The sequence below is a fragment of the Staphylococcus cohnii subsp. cohnii genome, from assembly GCF_002902365.1.
GTDB lineage: Bacteria > Bacillota > Bacilli > Staphylococcales > Staphylococcaceae > Staphylococcus > Staphylococcus cohnii.
This window is the reverse complement of sequence record NZ_PPQC01000069.1, coordinates 38,238-55,478: the sequence shown is the minus strand read 5'-3', so window position 1 is coordinate 55,478 and position 17,241 is coordinate 38,238. Positions and strand designations below refer to the sequence as shown.

The following is a 17,241-nucleotide window of genomic DNA, read 5'->3' as shown; positions in this document are numbered from 1 at the left end:
AATGATGTTCTTATTTTATAAAGTTAATAACATAGTTAGTTTGAAATTATAAATAATAAAAATTTGGTCCTTTTTATATGGATTACTTACGATTTTGATTGTGCATGCTTGCCTGGGGATATGGCTCGAGCCTGTAGTCTCTCGCTCATATCATTTTCCCGGGCGTCAGCACAATGCAAAACCTCTATATATGATGTGTCACGACATGTGAATGAAAGCGTTGAAACAATCCTCGAAATTGTACTCGATAAATTCAAATTCATCGTGATGCTACTCACATCATCCAAAATGTTTATATATGCGTTTTAGTTCAGCTCAACCTTGTAACTCATTCATCGTAATCATCTTTATCAAGATGTAATTATATACGTTAATATTTTTATATTCCTCAATCGTCAACATTTGTATTATAATAAAATATCTCGAATTTCACCTACATGATTAACGATATATTCAGCATCATAACTTTCTAATTCCTCACGTGCATTTTGACCTTTCAAACCTGTTAAAGGACCGATAAAAGTTGCACCTATCTTTTTCGCACTTAATAAATCAGCTAATGAATCACCAACAATAAATACTTCATCTGGATTTACACGATTTTCTTGATTTGTCGCATATTTTTTATAATGTTCCAAAATATTACCATCAAGCGTAGCTAAATAGCTAAACGGATTTGGTTTCCCTAGCGGCTTTAATTCAGGAAAATGCTCTTCTGCATTCAATACGTCACTGGCTGTTACAATATGTAAATCATCAAACAAAGATTTAATGCCTAGTGTCTCAAATGGAACAATTGTCTCAGTTCGTGGTCGACCTGTTGCAATCGCAATTTGGTAACCAGCCTCTTTCAAATCTACCAACAATTGCTTGATTTCACTGACAGGTCTGAGCACTACCTCTTGATATATATAGCCCTTTTTAAAGTCAGTGCGTTGTTGTTTCTGTTCTACTTCATGATACAATTGGCAACCTAAATACCATTCCTGATAAATTTCTTGTGCTAGCGTCCAGAATGGACTTTTCAACTCAAATAATTCAGCATCTTCTGTATTTAACTGTACTTTTGCATGTTCAATTAACGCTTGATATATATTTTCTTTACCAGAACTTAAACCATCTAAAAATGAAAGTGGTAATTCAAAATTAAGCTCAATATTTGAAATATGATCAACGAGAAATTGTAGCGTTTGTTCACTAAAACTTTCACTATTCAATGCAATAGATAATTCCTCTTGAGAAAGTGATTTACATAAATCAATGTAATGTAATGCAATAACGATAAATAACATATCCCAGTTTGAATTCAAACCTAAAGATTTTAACTTTGTTAAAATTTCATCATGGTAGAAGACAATATCTCTTATTTCAGAAATTTGCTCATCATCCAGTTCATGAAAATCTATAGACGGGTCAATACCAATATAATCTTTACTCATTAACATTTCATAAACAGTTAATGCAGATACATCAAAGCACCTTTCTTCACTTAAAAACACACCATCAACATCAAATAATACCGACTTCATCTTAGTTCCTCTCCTTTAATCAGAAAATTCTGATACTAGTATATCGTACTATTTACATATGAAAAGAGCAATGTATTTCCAAAAGATATATATAGAAAAATATTATTAATTTCATAGAATTAATTTGAAAATAAAATCACGCTTGAAAATGAAACGATAACATGTACTTATCGCTTATTTCCAAACGTGATTTTATGAATTGTTATATTTTTATAGTAAATCTTTCAAAGGTTGCTATCTAATTATGATCTTCTAATTGTGTTTCCATTTCATCTGCTACTTGTTGTACTTGCGTACCAATAATAACTTGGGTGTTATGCTTACCACTTGTTGTAACACCTACTGCACCAGCAGCTTTTATCTTAGTTTCATCAATGATACTATTATCATTAAGTTCCATACGTAATCGTGTAGCACAGTTTGTTAAAGAAGTAATGTTTTCTTTGCCACCAAGACCTTCTAAAATTTGACTAGCCGTTTTTGAATACTTATTTGTCTGTAATTCCCTTTCAGACTCATCTGAATCTGCAGTGTCACCTGTTGTAGCTTCTTCTGATGTCGGATCAGGTAGTAAGTTATCGCCACGACCAGGTGTATTTAGTTTCAACCATTTTATCGCTAATCTAAATACAACATAATAAATAACAAAGAACACTACACCTTGAACCATCAACATCAGTGGATGATTTGCTACTGGATTAATCAGAGATAGTAAAAAGTCAATTAATCCTGCACTAAATGAGAACCCTGCTGTCCAGTGGAATAGCGCTGCAATAAACAGAGATAAACCAGTTAATAGTGCATGAATGACAAATAGTATTGGTGCTACAAACATAAATGAAAATTCGATTGGCTCAGTCACGCCAACGAAAAATGCTGATATCGCTCCACCAAACATTAAGCCATAAACTCTTTTTTTCTGTTTTGTCTCAGCAGTATGATACATCGCTAATGCTGCTGCTGGAATCCCAAACATCATTACTGGGAAGAAACCAGCCATATAGCGTCCTGTAATACCTTGAACGGCACCATCACCCGTTTGGAATTTAGCGATATCATTAATACCTGCTAAATCAAACCAGAACACTGTATTCAATGCATGGTGCAGTCCAGTAGGTATTAACAAACGGTTGAAAAAGCCATATAAAAATGCGCCACCAGGACCTAAATCTAATATCCATGTTCCAAATGCAACAATTGCTGAGTACACAATCGGCCAAACAAACAACATAATAACTGCTATAAATATACTAAAGAATGCAGTTAAAATAGGTACCAAACGTTTACCACTAAAGAACGATAACGCTGTTGGTAATTCTGTTTTACTAAATCTGTTATACGTATATGCAGCAACTAAACCAATAATCAAACCGATTAAGACGTTTTGATTATTCATTTGTTCGAACGCTTCATTTACTCCTGTTTCTTTTACACCCAATAATGGTGCTAATTTTTCAGGACTAAGCACGACGGTTGTTAAGAAGAAACCAACAGCTGCAGCAAGCGCCACTGCTCCGTCATTTTTTTCGCCATACCTAAAGCGACCCCAATTGCAAATAATATTCCTAGTTGTTCTAGAATCGTTGAGCCTGCTGTAGAAAAGAACGCAGCTATGGTTGGCAAGATACCGAGTGCTGTTAATGCATTACCAATACCAACGATAATTGCTGCTGCTGGCAACACAGCAACTGGCAACATGAGCGATCTTCCCAAACGTTGAAAGAAACTATACATAATCATTCCCCATTTCCCAATAAATTACCCAAAAAATCACCACATGTACAAAATGTCCACGTGGTGAATGAAAGCGTTATACTTGTTGTCATTGTACAATTCCATAATAACACAAGTTCTATAAAATTCGTATATAAAATAAGATTCAAAATGAGTAAAATTAACTATTTATGTGCTGCATACGTATTTAATTCATTTTGTAATTGAATTGTTCTTTTTTCCAATTCTTTTGTTAAATATTCTAATTTCTCGTTTCGCTTCATATCTTTAGGCAAATTTTTTGTTTCAATGGGTTCACCAAATTTAATAATTGATTTGCCTGTGATTAAGCCCTGAATTTTTTGGGGACCAATATATGCCGCTGGTAAAATGGGTGCTTGCGCCATCATAGCGATTGTAACTGCGCCACGTTTCATCGGTGAGCCTTCATCATATTTCATACGATGTCCAGTTGGAAAAATACCCACTGTTTTATTTTCTTTTAATAATTTAATTGGCTTTTTCAACGTGCTTGGTCCAGGGTTTTCTCTGTCAACTGGAAAAGCATTAAGTGAACTTAAAAATCCACCGAACCATTTATTATGAAACAACTCTTTTTTGGCCATATAATGAATTTGGTTGGGATAAATAGCCATACCTAGCATAATGACTTCATTGTAACTTTCGTGGGTACAAGTGACTACGTATCTATGTAATTGAGGGATGTTTTCTTTTCCTTGTACTTCTAATGATTTACTTATTTTACGTAAAATAAAATTTAATATACCACTAACTATTCTATACATTTTTCCACCTACTTTTTTTACCTTATATTACCCTATTGATTCTATCATTTAGTGCATTAATGAACAAGATAATTTATATTTCAGTCTAAAGTTGGATAGTGATATACTAGAAAAAGTTGGACAAACCTTTCATAATAGGTTTTATAGAATAAATCGGAGGTATAATATGTCAGAATTTAACAACGATCAAAATATAAATAATAAACAACCTGACGCGCAAACATCAAATAACACTCAGACGACATTTAGTAAACGAACAAAACCAAAATTCCCTTGGTTTAAAACTGTTCTTGTTGCACTCATAGCTGGTATCATAGGTGCACTCATCGTCTTAGGTATTGGCAAATTGATGGAGAATACTGTTTTAAATGATAATGGTTCAACCGTCAAAGAAGCAAATAATAACAGTAATGCTGGTAATTCATTAGATGGCAAAAATGATAAATATGATTCTGTCAATCAAATGATTACAGATGTATCACCTGCAATTGTCGGTGTCATCAATATGCAAAAAGCACAAAATTTAGATGATTTGCTTAAAGGGAAATCTGCTAAATCTGAAGAAGCTGGCGTAGGTTCTGGTGTGATTTATCAAAAGAATAATGGGTCAGCATATATTGTTACGAATAATCACGTAATTGATGGCGCAAGCGAAATTAAAGTACAATTACATAATTCAAAACAAGTAGATGCCAAATTAATAGGTAAAGATGCACTTACTGATATTGCTGTATTAAAAATTGATGATACCAAAGGTACAAAAGCGATAGATTTTGCCAACTCCTCTAAAGTGAAAACAGGTGACAGTGTATTTGCAATGGGCAACCCACTTGGTTTAGAATTCGCAAATTCTGTAACATCAGGTATCATTTCAGCAAGTGAACGTACAATTGATACGCAAACATCTGCAGGTGCGAACAAAGTAAATGTACTACAAACAGATGCAGCCATTAACCCTGGTAATTCTGGTGGTGCGTTAGTAGATTTAAATGGGAATTTAGTAGGTATAAATTCTATGAAAATAGCGAATGAACAAGTTGAAGGTATTGGTTTCGCTATACCTAGTAACGAAGTGAAAGTTACAATTAAGGAACTCGTTAAAAACGGAAAAATCGATCGCCCTTCTATTGGTATTGGTTTATTAAATTTAAGTGAAATACCAGATGAGTATAAAAAACAATTAAATACGGATAGAAAACAAGGTATATATGTAGCAAAAGTATATGCTGACAGTGGATTAAAAGAAGGTGACATTATTACAAAAATTGATGATGAAAAAGTCAAAGAAGATACAGAACTACGCTCTTATTTATATGAACATAAAAAACCGGGAGATAATGTTAATTTAACAATTGAAAGAAAAGGTAAAACACAAAGTATAGATGTCAAATTAACAGAACAAAAGTCTAATACGAATGACTCATCTAAAGAAGAAGCCGTCCCTTTTAATTAATAAAATGTGATAATATATTAACATAACATGAATCAAAACTTAATCTTAAAATAAAGTCCCACTGCTCAATTTATTGAGTAGTGGGACTTATGCATAAGCTTTAGCTCTAAATTTTTACAATTGGAGTTATCGCTACTAAGAATGGGACAACGAAATCATTTTAATAAAAATTAGATTTCAGTTCCACACCTTTTATATTTCAAAGCTTATGATTAAGTATAACCTTATTTATAATTGATCATAAAGTATTTTTTCTTACCTCTACGCACAATTGTAAATGCATTATCGATTTTATCATCCTCTGACAATTCATAATTTACATCTTGTTGTCTTTCCCCATTTATATAAATCGCACCATTATTTATATCTTCACGTGCTTGTCTCTTAGATGAAGATATGCCAGTTTCAACGATGGCTTCAACAAGGTTCGAAGTCGTGTGGTTTAAGTCAACTTGTGGTACATCTTTAAATCCTTCTTTTAATTCTTTAGCTGAAAGTGATTTCAAATCACCTGAAAATAAAGCTTGTGAAATTCTAATTGCATCATCTAATGCATCTTGGCCATGAATAAATCTAGTAACATTTTCGGCTAATGCTTTTTGTGCTTCTCGTAAATGTGGTGCTTCTTGCAGTGATTTTTCTAAATCATTTATTTCTGCTTTACTTAAAAATGTGAAGTATTTTAAAAATTTAATAACATCTTCATCTGTTGAATTAATCCAAAATTGGTAGAATTCATAAGGACTTGTTTTGTCAGCATCTAACCATACTGCGCCACCTTCTGTTTTACCAAATTTTTTACCATCAGATTTAACTACTAACGGAATCGTCAGACCAAATGCTTCATTTTCTCCATACATACGACGCATGAGTTCAATACCACTAGTGATATTGCCCCATTGGTCTGAACCACCTACTTGAATTTTACAATTGTATGTTTGATTAAGATGTCCGAAATCAATTGCTTGTAAAATTGTGTAAGTAAATTCTGTAAATGAAATGCCGTGTTCTAAACGGGTTTGTATAGAATCTTTGCCCAGCATGTAATTTACACCGACATGTTTACCATAATCACGTAAGAATTCAATCAGTGATATTTGTCCAAGCCAATCTTTATTATTAACTAGTTTTGCACCTTTATTTGTGTCAAATTCAAAAATTTTATGCATTTGTTTACTAATGCCTTGTACATTGGTTTCAACTTGTGCTTCAGTTTGTAATTTTCTTTCTTCTGATTTACCAGATGGGTCGCCTATCATCCCTGTACCGCCGCCAATTAATACAAGTGGTCGATGACCATGCTCTTGAAAGCGACGTAAAGTTAAGAATGGTAATAAATGACCAATGTGTAAACTATCTGCAGTTGGATCGGCACCACAGTATAACGTAACTTGTTCTTTATTTAATAAATTCTCGATACCTGTTTCATCCGTTTGTTGATAAATTAAGCCTCTCCATTTTAATTCTTCAATTAATGCATTTGTCATGATATCAACCTCCTAATTAAATATTGATAAAGTTTTGAATAGGCTTTATTTGCATTACTTATATATATTCAAGAAAAATAATATTAGAAAATGCAAAAAAGCGCCCTTACATATTTATGTAAGGGCGCAAGTGCACGGTACCACCATACTTTAAGTCAAACAACTTTATTAATGATACGTTCATTAACTAAAACGTTTGGATAATTGCGTTATAAAGGTGTATTCATATAAAGATCAACGTTAGTTCACAGCAACCACTAACTCTCTGAGGATGATACAATATATTACTTCTCCTCTATCCAAAAACGATATCGAATTGATATTTATTATATTTAATTCTATTTTAAAAGTCAATAGTCTATCTTATGTTATAATACTGTTTAGCTAAGGAGGACCACTATGGAAAAACAAACGTTTGATACCGACATTCGTGAAGATAAACAACTTACCAGACTGGAACAGTTTGAATTTATTTATAAAAAAATCAAACACTTTTTCGTAGGGTTGTTTTTCATATTTGGCTGTTCTTTGCTTATCTTACTCGCAATATCTGTACTTTATTTTCAAAATTTAACAAAAGAAGCAACACATATGTCAGATAATGAATTAAAACATAAATTATTAAATGTATCTGGTAATGAAGATATTGATTATAAAAGTGACAACATTTTATCAGAATATAACAATTCTATTAATACACTTATTGTTGGTCCAAAACATGTTGATAGCAATGTGATCAAAGCATTAACAGCTTCAGAAGACAGTTTGTTCTTTCGTCATAATGGTATATTACCTAAAGCCGTTTTAAGAGCAATTGGACAGGATATATTTAATTCAATTGATGCTACTGGTGGTAGTACAATTACGCAACAACTTGTTAAAAACCAAGTTTTAACCAATAAAAAAACATATAACCGAAAAGCAAATGAACTGGTACTCTCAATGCGCGCAGAAAAAATACTGACTAAAGACGAAATTTTATATACATATTTAAATATTGTTCCCTTTGGTCGTGATTATAATGGCACAAATATTTCTGGCATTGGTTCAGCTGCTTATAGTATTTTCGGCAAACCTGCCGAGGATTTGAATATTGCTGAATCTGCTTATTTAGTTGGGTTATTACAAAGCCCATACTATTACACACCCTATAATGAAGATGGTTCACTTAAATCTAGCGATCAAATTCAAGTCAGTTTAAATAGACAACATTATGTGTTAAAACGTATGTTAGTAGAAGATGAAATTACCCTTTATGATTATAGACGTGCAGAAAATTATGATATTAAAGCTCATTTAATGACTAAATAAAATTAATCATATACATGTTTTTAATTTCTATTAAGTTAGCAAGTCTATGCATAGAAAAACACTTTCGTATGATTCATTTTAAATGAACTCAACGAAAGTGTTTTTATTTTAATCTCACTAATTAGGATTAATTCTTATATGATTCGATAGAAATTGAAGATTGTATTAAAAAAGAGGTTATATCAAAGGCTCTTTTTTGTACAATTTTTTAGAATAAACCTACTGCATGTCCATCATCTGTAACATCCATATTTAATGCGGCAGGTTGTTTAGGTAATCCTGGCATTGTCATTATTGCACCAGTCAGTGCAACAATAAATCCAGCACCTGTTTTAGCTTCTAATTCACGGATTGTAATTTCAAAACCTTCAGGTGCACCTAACAATGTAGCATCATCTGAAAATGAATATTGTGTTTTGGCCATACATACAGGGTAATGATCCCAACCATTTTCCTTAAATTGTTTTAATTGTTTTTGAGCTTTACTACTAAATGTTACTTTGCTACCACCGTAAATTTCTTTTACGATTGTTTCAATTTTATCTTCTAATGGTTGCTCTAGTTCATATAAATGTTTGAAATCTTGTGGTTGTTCGATTACTTCTAACACTTCGTTAGCTAAATCGATACCACCTTTACCACCTTTTTCCCAAACTTCTGTTAAAGCTAGTCGAACACCATTTTCTTTTGCCCATTCTTGAACAAATTTAGTTTCTGCTTCTGTATCATGTATAAATGCATTTAATGCAATCACTGGTTCTAATCCATATTTTTTCACATTATTTACATGTCGCTCTAAGTTTACAATTCCTGCTTTTAACGCATCAACATTTTCTTCTTTAAGGTTATCTTTTGCAACGCCACCATGCATTTTAATCGCCCGAATTGTAGCTACTACTACAACTGCAGATGGTTCAAATCCTGCTTCACGCGCTTTGATATCAATAAATTTCTCAGCACCTAAATCCGAGCCAAATCCTGCTTCTGTTACGACAATATCAGCTAATTCTCTAGCAGTTTGTGTAGCAAGAATCGAGTTACAACCATGTGCAATATTTGCAAATGGACCACCATGTACTAATGCAGGCGTTCCTTCTATCGTTTGTACTAAATTCGGTTTGATTGCGTCTTTAAGTATCATCGCTAAAGCACCTTCAACTTTTAAATCCGCAACAGTGACTGGTTTACGATCTCTTGTATAACCTACTGTAATTTTGCTGATTTTAGATTTCAAATCTTGAATGTCGTTAGCTAAACATAAAATCGCCATAATTTCTGAAGCAACTGTAATATTGAAGCCATCTTCGCGAGGTACACCTTGTGTTGGTCCGCCTAATCCTACAATCATATTTCTTAGGGCACGGTCATTCATGTCTAAAACGCGTTTCCACTCAATTCTTCTTTGATCTATACCTAAGTCATTTCCTTGATGAATGTGGTTATCAATAAATGCTGATAAAGCATTGTTCGCGGTAGTAATCGCATGGAAGTCACCATTAAAATGCAAGTTAATATCTTCCATTGGTAATACTTGAGCATAACCACCACCTGTCGCCCCACCTTTAATACCAAACGTTGGTCCTAAAGCAGGTTCACGTAAAGCAACCATGACATTTTGTTTCAATTGGTTAAATGCATCTGACAATCCCACTGTAACTGTTGATTTCCCTTCACCAGCTGGTGTTGGGCTCATAGCTGTTACCAACACAACTTTCCCTTTGTTCTCTTTTTGTTTAACTTGGTTGATATCTATCTTAGCCTTATAGTGTCCATATGGTTCTAAAGCATCTGCAGGAATGCCCACTTTTTCAGCAATATCTCCAATTGGTTGTAATGTTGATTGATTAGCAATATCTAAGTCTGATAAATGTGCCAAATTAATTCGCCCCTTCTTATATAAATTTTTATCACTTTTTAAATTTAAAATTCAATCAGTGAGTCAAAATTCCTTACACATTCATAATAACTAAATAATGTTGTGTTGTCGATTAATAGAGATAACGCTTTCAAAATAATAAGCGTCTTTTGTAAAGATATGATATATATTTCTACTCATATTGTTTTATTACACTAAAAACTCCTTTATTTCAAAATTTTAAGCTACGTTAAAACTTATCAATAAAGGAGTGTTTTTAGCTAGTTTTGCTTACTGAATAATCATAAAATACTTTGTATTTAATTAATCTTCCATCGTACTTAAGTCACCTTCTGGCAAGTCAAGTTCCCATGCTTTTAATACGCGACGCATAATTTTACCTGAACGTGTTTTAGGTAATTTTTCTTTAAATTCTATTTCGCGTGGTGCAGCATGTGCAGCTAATCCTTCTTTTACAAATTTACGAATTTCTTCTTTCAACTCATCACTTTCTTCGAATTCAGGACGTAGGGCAACAAATGCCTTGATAATTTCACCACGTACAGGATCAGGTTTACCAATGACTCCTGCTTCTGCAACAGCCTCATGTTCTACTAATTTTGATTCTACTTCAAATGGACCTACACGTTCTCCTGCTGTCATGATTACATCATCAACACGACCTTGGAACCAGAAATATCCATCTTCATCTTTATAAGCTGAATCTCCAGAAACATACCAGTCGCCGATAAAATACGATTCATATTTTTCAGGATTATTCCAAATGGAAATCATCATGGATGGCCAACCTTTTTTAATTGCTAAATTACCCATGCGATTTGGAGGTAATTCATTACCTTGGTCATCTACGATTGATGCCTCAATGCCTGGTAAAGGTTTACCCATTGAGCCTAATTTCACATCCATCGAAGGATAATTTACAATCATATGACCGCCCGTTTCAGTCATCCACCAAGTGTCTAATACCCGCAATCCAAATACATCTTTTGCCCATTTTATGACTTCTGGGTTTAACGGTTCACCGACAGATAAAATGCTCTTCAAGGATGACAAGTCATACTTTTCGACGATATCGTCACCAGCACTCATTAACATTCTTAACGCTGTTGGTGCTGTATACCAGATAGTCACTTTAAATTCTTCTATCATGCCATACCATGCTTCAGGAGAAAATCTACCTCCCGCAATACAATTCGTAATGCCGTTTAACCAAGGACTAAATATACCATACGATGTCCCTGTGACCCATCCTGGATCTGCTGTACACCAGTACACATCATCATCTTTAAAATCAAGTACATATTTACCTGAAATATAATGTACTAACATTGATTTTTGTGCATGTAATACACCTTTAGGTTGACCAGTTGATCCTGATGTATAGTGTAAAATCAAACCATCATCTAGATCTAACCATTCCGTATCAAATTGATCACTTGCTTGTTCAAACTCACTATTGAAATCTACATATGCTTGATCGACATCATTATCAACTACTATGATTGTTTCTAAATTTGGTAACTTATCTACAGGTATTCTTGGTAATAAGCTATTTGTAGTAACAATTACTTTTGCCTCACTATTTTCTAGTCTATCTCCAACAGCTTTTTCCATAAATGCTTCAAATAATGGACCGACAATTGCACCGATTTTCAAAATACCAAATAATGCAAAATAAAGTTCAGGTGTTCGTGGCATGAAAATAAATACACGATCACCTTTTTCAACATTTGCCTTATCCTTTAAAACATTTGCAGCTTTATTCGATTTTAATTTCATTTCACTGAAAGTATAGCTTTCTTGTCGCTGATCATCTTTATAATGAAGTGCAACTTTTTCTCCTTTACCTTCATCCACATGGCGATCAATACATTCATGTGCCATATTCACTTTACCAGTGTCATACCATGAAAATGCTTTTTCGACCTCTTTCCAATCAAAGTTGTTGTATTGTTTCTCATAGTTTTGAAGGTTAAAATTTCCTTCTTCCCCTTTATATACTTCTACTTTCATTCTAAATCCCCCTCTTAATGAAATCGAATACTTAATGCATATTATAACTAACAAATTCGCAATTTTCAAAATAATTGGTGTAAACGAATACATTATCGTGTTAATTTTCTCTAAAATCCCTTATACTAAAACTATTAAAGGGTGAATATGATATTCATCTAAAGTCGTTTGGAGTGAAAAAATGGAACATATAAAAACGTATCAATTTCAATCATTTCATATGGACGAAGGTACATTTATTATAGAAGGTCCTGTTTCTAGAGAAAATCTTGAACTTATGACTTTTGATGATGGACTTTCTGCTTTTCGACAACCCGACGATCAATTTATAGCTATAAAAGAAATTAGTGAATTAGCAGAAGGCAGAATTTTTGTGATACGAAAGCATAAACATATAATAGGTTATGTCACTTATCATTATCCTGACCCACTAGAACGTTGGTCTGATGGTAAGCTTGAGTACTTAATAGAACTGGGTGCCATAGAAATCAGCTTACCTTATCGACATTTACATTTGGGCAGTAAACTCATTCGTTTAAGTTTGTCTGCTGATGAATATGAAGATTATATCGTATTAACCACTGAGTATTATTGGCATTGGGATTTAAAAAATGCAGGTCTTGATGTTTTTGCTTATAAAAAATTAATGCAAAAATTAATGGGTTATGGAGGCCTAGAAATTTTTGCTACAGATGATCCTGAAATCACTAGTCATCCAGCCAATTGTTTAATGGCAAGAATAGGTGCACGCATTTCCATTGATCAGTTACAAGCATTCGATGATTTAAGATACAAGAATCGCTTTTTCTTTTAAAGGGGAGTTAAATCAATATGAGCAATAACCAAAAAACTGGTTTTGTTTATTCAAACGAAATCTTACAATACCGTTTTAGTAATCAACATCCTTTCAATCAAATGAGATTGAAACTGACAACTGAATTATTAAGTGATTTAGGTTATTTAAAACCTGAACACATTGTTAAACCACGTATTGCAACAGATGACGAATTAAATTTGATTCATAGCTATGATTATATACAATCTATCAGACGTGCATCACATGGCATTTTAAATGACAATGAAGCTAAGAAATACGGCTTAGATGGAAGCGATACACTGCAATTTAGAATGATGCATAAACACAGTGCACGAATTGTGGGTGGTGCCCTTAATTTAGCTGATAAAATTATGGACGGTACGTTCACCAATGGTTGTCATTTAGGTGGTGGATTACATCATAGTTTGCCAGGTCGTGCAAATGGTTTCTGCATATACAATGATGTGGCAATTACCATTGCTTACCTCATCAAGCATTATGATTTACGTGTGATGTGTATAGATACAGATGCACATCATGGTGATGGAACACAATGGAGTTTTTATACTAACAACGATGCTTTAATTTATTCTATACATGAAACGGGTAAATTTTTATTCCCTGGGTCAGGAAACTATACAGAACGTGGCAATGAACAAGGCTTCGGTTATACCGTCAATATACCACTTGAACCGTACACAGAAGATGAATCATATCTCGAGGTCTTAAATGAAACATTAGAACCTGTTGTTGCCTCTTTCAAACCTGATATCATTGTGAGTGTACATGGTGTAGATATTCATTATTTAGATCCACTCACACATATGAGTTGTACCCTAAATGCACTATATGAAATCCCCTATAAAATTAAAGCATTAGCAGATAAATATACTGATGGAAAAGTGATTATGTTTGGAGGCGGTGGTTACAATATTTGGAAAGTTGTACCTCGTGCATGGACACATGTATTTTTGGCATTAATAGGTGAACAAAAACAACAAGGTGAATTACCTGAAAAATGGATAGCTAAGTGGACACCTTACGCTACTTGTGAACTACCAAAGACTTGGAAAGATCAAAAATTAGATTATCAATTGATACCCAGACGTAAAGAAATTACAGAGATCAATATGAAACATGCAACTCAAGTATTAAGTTGGTTTAAATAACACTTATTTTGATAGTTTTACTACATAAAAACACAGAGCATGATAAAGCCCCACTACTCAGTTCATTGAGATTAGTGGGGCTTATGCATTTCAGCTCAGGTAAAATTTAAAACCAGTGCATTCTTACTAAACTATAACCAAAAGCATAGTAAACATGCTTTTGGTTATACCATCTATGTTTTATTAAATTTATTTTGTTGTACCTCTATATTCAATTCTATGCGGTAAAATCACATTAGGTTCATCAATTTCTTCTTCGTTCATATATTTGGTTAATAATCTCATTCCCACTGCACCAATATCATACAATGGCTGAATCACACTTGATAATTGTGGTCTAACCATTTCTACTAATCGCGTATTATTAAAACTAACAATTTGTAAATCATCCGGAACAGTTACACCTTCATCTTGTGCTGCATGAACTAAACCAATTGCTTGTTCATCACTAATTGATAAAATAGCATCTGGTTTAGTAGATTTTAATGCACCAAATGCACGTAAACCATCTTTATATGTTTCATTACCATTGAAGATTAATTGTTCGTCCAATGTTAATTGATTTTCTGATAAAACTTCTTTTAATCCTTCTAACACATCATCTTGTGCCTTCTTAGAATAATCTCCACCTACAAAAGCAAAACGCTTTGCCCCTTTTTCGATCAAGTGTGCCGTTATTTCTTTTGCAGCAGTTTGGAAATCAATATTGACAGATGAAATTCCTTCATCTTTACCATTCGTACCTGATACAACCACTGGTACAGATGATTTATTAATCAACTCTTTAATTTCTTCTGATATGGTACCACCTAAAAAGATAATGCCATCTACTTGTTTGCTTAATAAATTATTAAAAATTTCTTTCTCTTTGCTCGGATCATTATCAGAATTAGAGATGATTGAGTGATATTTATACATCGTAGCAATGTCTTCTAAACCACGTGCAAGTTGTGAATAATACACATTTGAAATATCTGGGATAATTACCCCGACAGTCGTCGTACGTTTACTCGCTAATCCTCTTGCTACTGCGTTAGGACGATAACTCAATTTTTTTATTACTTCGTTCACTTTGTCTCGGGTTTCTGGTTTTACATTTTGGTTACCATTTACGACACGCGAAACAGTAGCCATAGATACTCTAGCTTCTCTAGCTACATCATAAATTGTTACAGTCATAAACTTCCTCCTTGAAAGCGATTTCTTTATCATTATACTCTGTTTTCATAACATTTTCAAAGTTTACCATATTTTTCGTAAATGTAAAATCATTTTGATTTGAATGTCATAATTATGTCAATTTCATAATAATTCATTAAATCTTATTTGAGTATTTTTTTTATTCCATTAACAATAAATTTTAAAAACAGTATCTATTTTCCGTATAAATAGTTATTATAAAGAAATATAAAAACCTCTATATGCACCTAAATAGTTAGTGTGCAAAATAGAGGTTATAAAATCATAATGACATATACTTTATTTTAATTGTTTGCTGTTATACATATCAGCTAATGGTTTTAATTCATTGTAGAATTTTTCAAATTCATTTAAATCCATTTGTTGCCCACTATCACTTAATGCAACGGAAGGATCTGGGTGAACTTCTGCCATAATGCCGTCAGCACCAACAGCTAAACCTGCTTTTGCAGTCGGTAACATGATATCTTTACGTCCAGTACTATGTGTAACATCTACTAAAACTGGTAAATGTGTCCCCTGTTTTAAAATCGGCACTGCGGAAATGTCTAATGTATTTCTAGTAGCTTTTTCATATGTACGTATACCACGTTCACATAAAATTATATTTTCATTACCTTGCGACGCAATATATTCAGCTGCAAAAATAAATTCTTCAATTGTAGCGGACAATCCACGTTTTAATAATACTGGTTTATTAGAACGCCCTGCTTCTTTTAATAATTCGAAATTTTGCATATTACGTGCACCAATTTGGAAGACATCTAAATATTGGTCAGCAATTTCAAAATCTGCTGGATTTACAATTTCACTTACAACATTTAAACCATATTTATCTTTTGTATTTTTAAGTATTTTAAGTCCTTCTTCACCTAACCCTTGGAAATCATAAGGTGATGTACGAGGTTTAAATGCACCACCTCTAATGAATTTCTCACCTTTAGCTTGTAAGTTTGCAGCAACTTCATCTACTTGTTCTTGTGACTCAACTGAGCATGGACCAAAAACAAATGATTTATTACCATCACCAATAATGCCTCCATTATCAAATTGAACAATCGTATCTTCTGGTTTCAATTTTCTAGACACATATAAGTGTTTTTCATTCTCTGATTTTTGCAAGTCAGTAGAGGCTTTAAAAATTTCTTTAAATAGTTGTTTAATCACATTATCATTAAACGGACCTTCATTTTTATCTAAAAGTTGATTAATCATTTCTTTTTCACGTTGAGGGTCATATACCATTGTACCCTGTTTGCGTTTTTCTTCACCTATTTTTTGTGCGATTTTCCCTCTTTTAGATAAAAGGTCTAATATTTGTTCATTAATTCCAACAATTTCATCTCTGTATTCTTGTAATTTGTCTGTCATTTTATTCACCTCTATGAAAATTTTACAGCGATATTTTATTCTGCTTTAAAGCGATAAAATATTTGTTAAACGTAATTCTAACAATAACTACACATAAGTTCAAGTCTCAAACGTAAAAAATCACTTTTAAAGTGAATACGTTTAATGATAACTGAATTTTCTGTTATTTACTAGCCGTATTTTTACACTATTACATAAAATATAATTTTATTTCAACAATTCGTTACATCGTATGCAAGTAAATGATATATATCACTTGATATAAATAACTATACCTATTTTATCTTACGTTTATTTTTTAATCGTTACTTTTGAATGCACAGATATTTGTGGAAATAAGAATTAAAGTTTCCATTGCTAGTGTATAAATTGAGTCACGTTATAACCTATATAAACAAAGCACTTAGTGAATTTATTTAAGTAGTGTTTATTAAAATATACGTAAGAGGCTTATTTTTGAATAACAAAATTTAAATTGTACCGATTTTGCATCGTG

Annotated in this window: 11 protein-coding genes and 1 pseudogene; 4 read left to right on the top strand and 8 right to left on the bottom strand. The window is 32.8% G+C overall.

Translation table 11 applies throughout. The features are described 5' to 3' along the window. Positions 1–407: 407 nt before the first annotated feature. The 3 genes and pseudogenes from CD032_RS12615 to CD032_RS12605 all read right to left on the bottom strand — a co-directional run bounded on the left by CD032_RS12615 (position 408) and on the right by CD032_RS12605 (position 4,048). Entirely contained in the window at positions 408–1,529 is a 1,122-nt protein-coding gene (locus tag CD032_RS12615; protein ID WP_019467749.1) for an HAD family hydrolase, read from the bottom strand. Between the two features lie 238 nt (positions 1,530–1,767). Then, positions 1,768–3,263: pseudogene (gene nagE / locus CD032_RS12610) on the bottom strand (N-acetylglucosamine-specific PTS transporter subunit IIBC). A 164-nt stretch (positions 3,264–3,427) separates the two neighbouring features. Continuing rightward, the gene (locus CD032_RS12605) at positions 3,428–4,048 is read right to left on the bottom strand and encodes a lysophospholipid acyltransferase family protein (protein WP_019467750.1); all 621 of its coding nucleotides are present in this window, start codon (positions 4,046–4,048) and stop codon (positions 3,428–3,430) included. Positions 4,049–4,214: 166 nt separating this feature from the next. Here CD032_RS12605 and CD032_RS12600 point away from each other — a divergent pair, with 166 nt between their 5' ends. Further along, positions 4,215–5,501, top strand: coding sequence for a S1C family serine protease (locus CD032_RS12600; protein ID WP_040030105.1), 1,287 nt, complete (start codon positions 4,215–4,217; stop codon positions 5,499–5,501). Between the two features lie 224 nt (positions 5,502–5,725). On the opposite strand, the gene tyrS is transcribed toward CD032_RS12600, so the two are convergent. Beyond that, the gene (gene tyrS, locus CD032_RS12595; RefSeq protein ID WP_019467752.1) at positions 5,726–6,988 is read right to left on the bottom strand and encodes a tyrosine--tRNA ligase; all 1,263 of its coding nucleotides are present in this window, start codon (positions 6,986–6,988) and stop codon (positions 5,726–5,728) included. A 399-nt stretch (positions 6,989–7,387) separates the two neighbouring features. On the opposite strand from tyrS, the gene CD032_RS12590 reads away from it, so the two are divergent. After that, positions 7,388–8,299: a biosynthetic peptidoglycan transglycosylase gene (locus tag CD032_RS12590; protein WP_019467753.1), complete on the top strand. Its 912-nt coding sequence runs from the start codon at positions 7,388–7,390 to the stop codon at positions 8,297–8,299. A gap of 208 nt (positions 8,300–8,507) precedes the next feature. Here the strand turns inward: CD032_RS12590 and CD032_RS12585 are convergent, their stop codons facing one another. Continuing rightward, positions 8,508–10,175 (bottom strand): formate--tetrahydrofolate ligase, encoded by a 1,668-nt coding sequence (locus tag CD032_RS12585; RefSeq protein WP_103211526.1) that lies wholly within the window; start codon positions 10,173–10,175, stop codon positions 8,508–8,510. A 303-nt stretch (positions 10,176–10,478) separates the two neighbouring features. Continuing rightward, entirely contained in the window at positions 10,479–12,188 is a 1,710-nt protein-coding gene (gene acsA, locus CD032_RS12580) for an acetate--CoA ligase (protein ID WP_019467755.1), read from the bottom strand. A 181-nt stretch (positions 12,189–12,369) separates the two neighbouring features. Between acsA and CD032_RS12575 the strand changes: the two genes are divergently transcribed. Then, positions 12,370–13,002: a hypothetical protein gene (locus CD032_RS12575; RefSeq protein WP_019467756.1), complete on the top strand. Its 633-nt coding sequence runs from the start codon at positions 12,370–12,372 to the stop codon at positions 13,000–13,002. Positions 13,003–13,019: 17 nt separating this feature from the next. After that, the gene (locus CD032_RS12570) at positions 13,020–14,174 is read left to right on the top strand and encodes an acetoin utilization protein AcuC (protein WP_019467757.1); all 1,155 of its coding nucleotides are present in this window, start codon (positions 13,020–13,022) and stop codon (positions 14,172–14,174) included. Positions 14,175–14,363: 189 nt separating this feature from the next. Here CD032_RS12570 and ccpA read toward each other — a convergent pair whose 3' ends face one another. Next, entirely contained in the window at positions 14,364–15,353 is a 990-nt protein-coding gene (gene ccpA / locus CD032_RS12565) for a catabolite control protein A (protein ID WP_019467758.1), read from the bottom strand. Positions 15,354–15,653: 300 nt separating this feature from the next. Next, the gene (locus CD032_RS12560; RefSeq protein ID WP_040030104.1) at positions 15,654–16,745 is read right to left on the bottom strand and encodes a bifunctional 3-deoxy-7-phosphoheptulonate synthase/chorismate mutase; all 1,092 of its coding nucleotides are present in this window, start codon (positions 16,743–16,745) and stop codon (positions 15,654–15,656) included. Positions 16,746–17,241: the final 496 nt, after the last annotated feature.

Excerpts from the sequence above, each read along its gene's own strand:
- tyrS (WP_019467752.1), bottom strand. The coding sequence starts at position 6,988 with ATGACAAATGCATTAATTGAAGAATTAAAATGGAGAGGCTTAATTTAT.
- CD032_RS12600 (WP_040030105.1), top strand. The coding sequence starts at position 4,215 with ATGTCAGAATTTAACAACGATCAAAATATAAATAATAAACAACCTGAC.
- CD032_RS12605 (WP_019467750.1), bottom strand. The coding sequence starts at position 4,048 with ATGTATAGAATAGTTAGTGGTATATTAAATTTTATTTTACGTAAAATA.
- CD032_RS12615 (WP_019467749.1), bottom strand. The coding sequence starts at position 1,529 with ATGAAGTCGGTATTATTTGATGTTGATGGTGTGTTTTTAAGTGAAGAA.
- ccpA (WP_019467758.1), bottom strand. The coding sequence starts at position 15,353 with ATGACTGTAACAATTTATGATGTAGCTAGAGAAGCTAGAGTATCTATG.
- CD032_RS12590 (WP_019467753.1), top strand. The coding sequence starts at position 7,388 with ATGGAAAAACAAACGTTTGATACCGACATTCGTGAAGATAAACAACTT.
- acsA (WP_019467755.1), bottom strand. The coding sequence starts at position 12,188 with ATGAAAGTAGAAGTATATAAAGGGGAAGAAGGAAATTTTAACCTTCAA.
- CD032_RS12575 (WP_019467756.1), top strand. The coding sequence starts at position 12,370 with ATGGAACATATAAAAACGTATCAATTTCAATCATTTCATATGGACGAA.
- CD032_RS12570 (WP_019467757.1), top strand. The coding sequence starts at position 13,020 with ATGAGCAATAACCAAAAAACTGGTTTTGTTTATTCAAACGAAATCTTA.
- CD032_RS12560 (WP_040030104.1), bottom strand. The coding sequence starts at position 16,745 with ATGACAGACAAATTACAAGAATACAGAGATGAAATTGTTGGAATTAAT.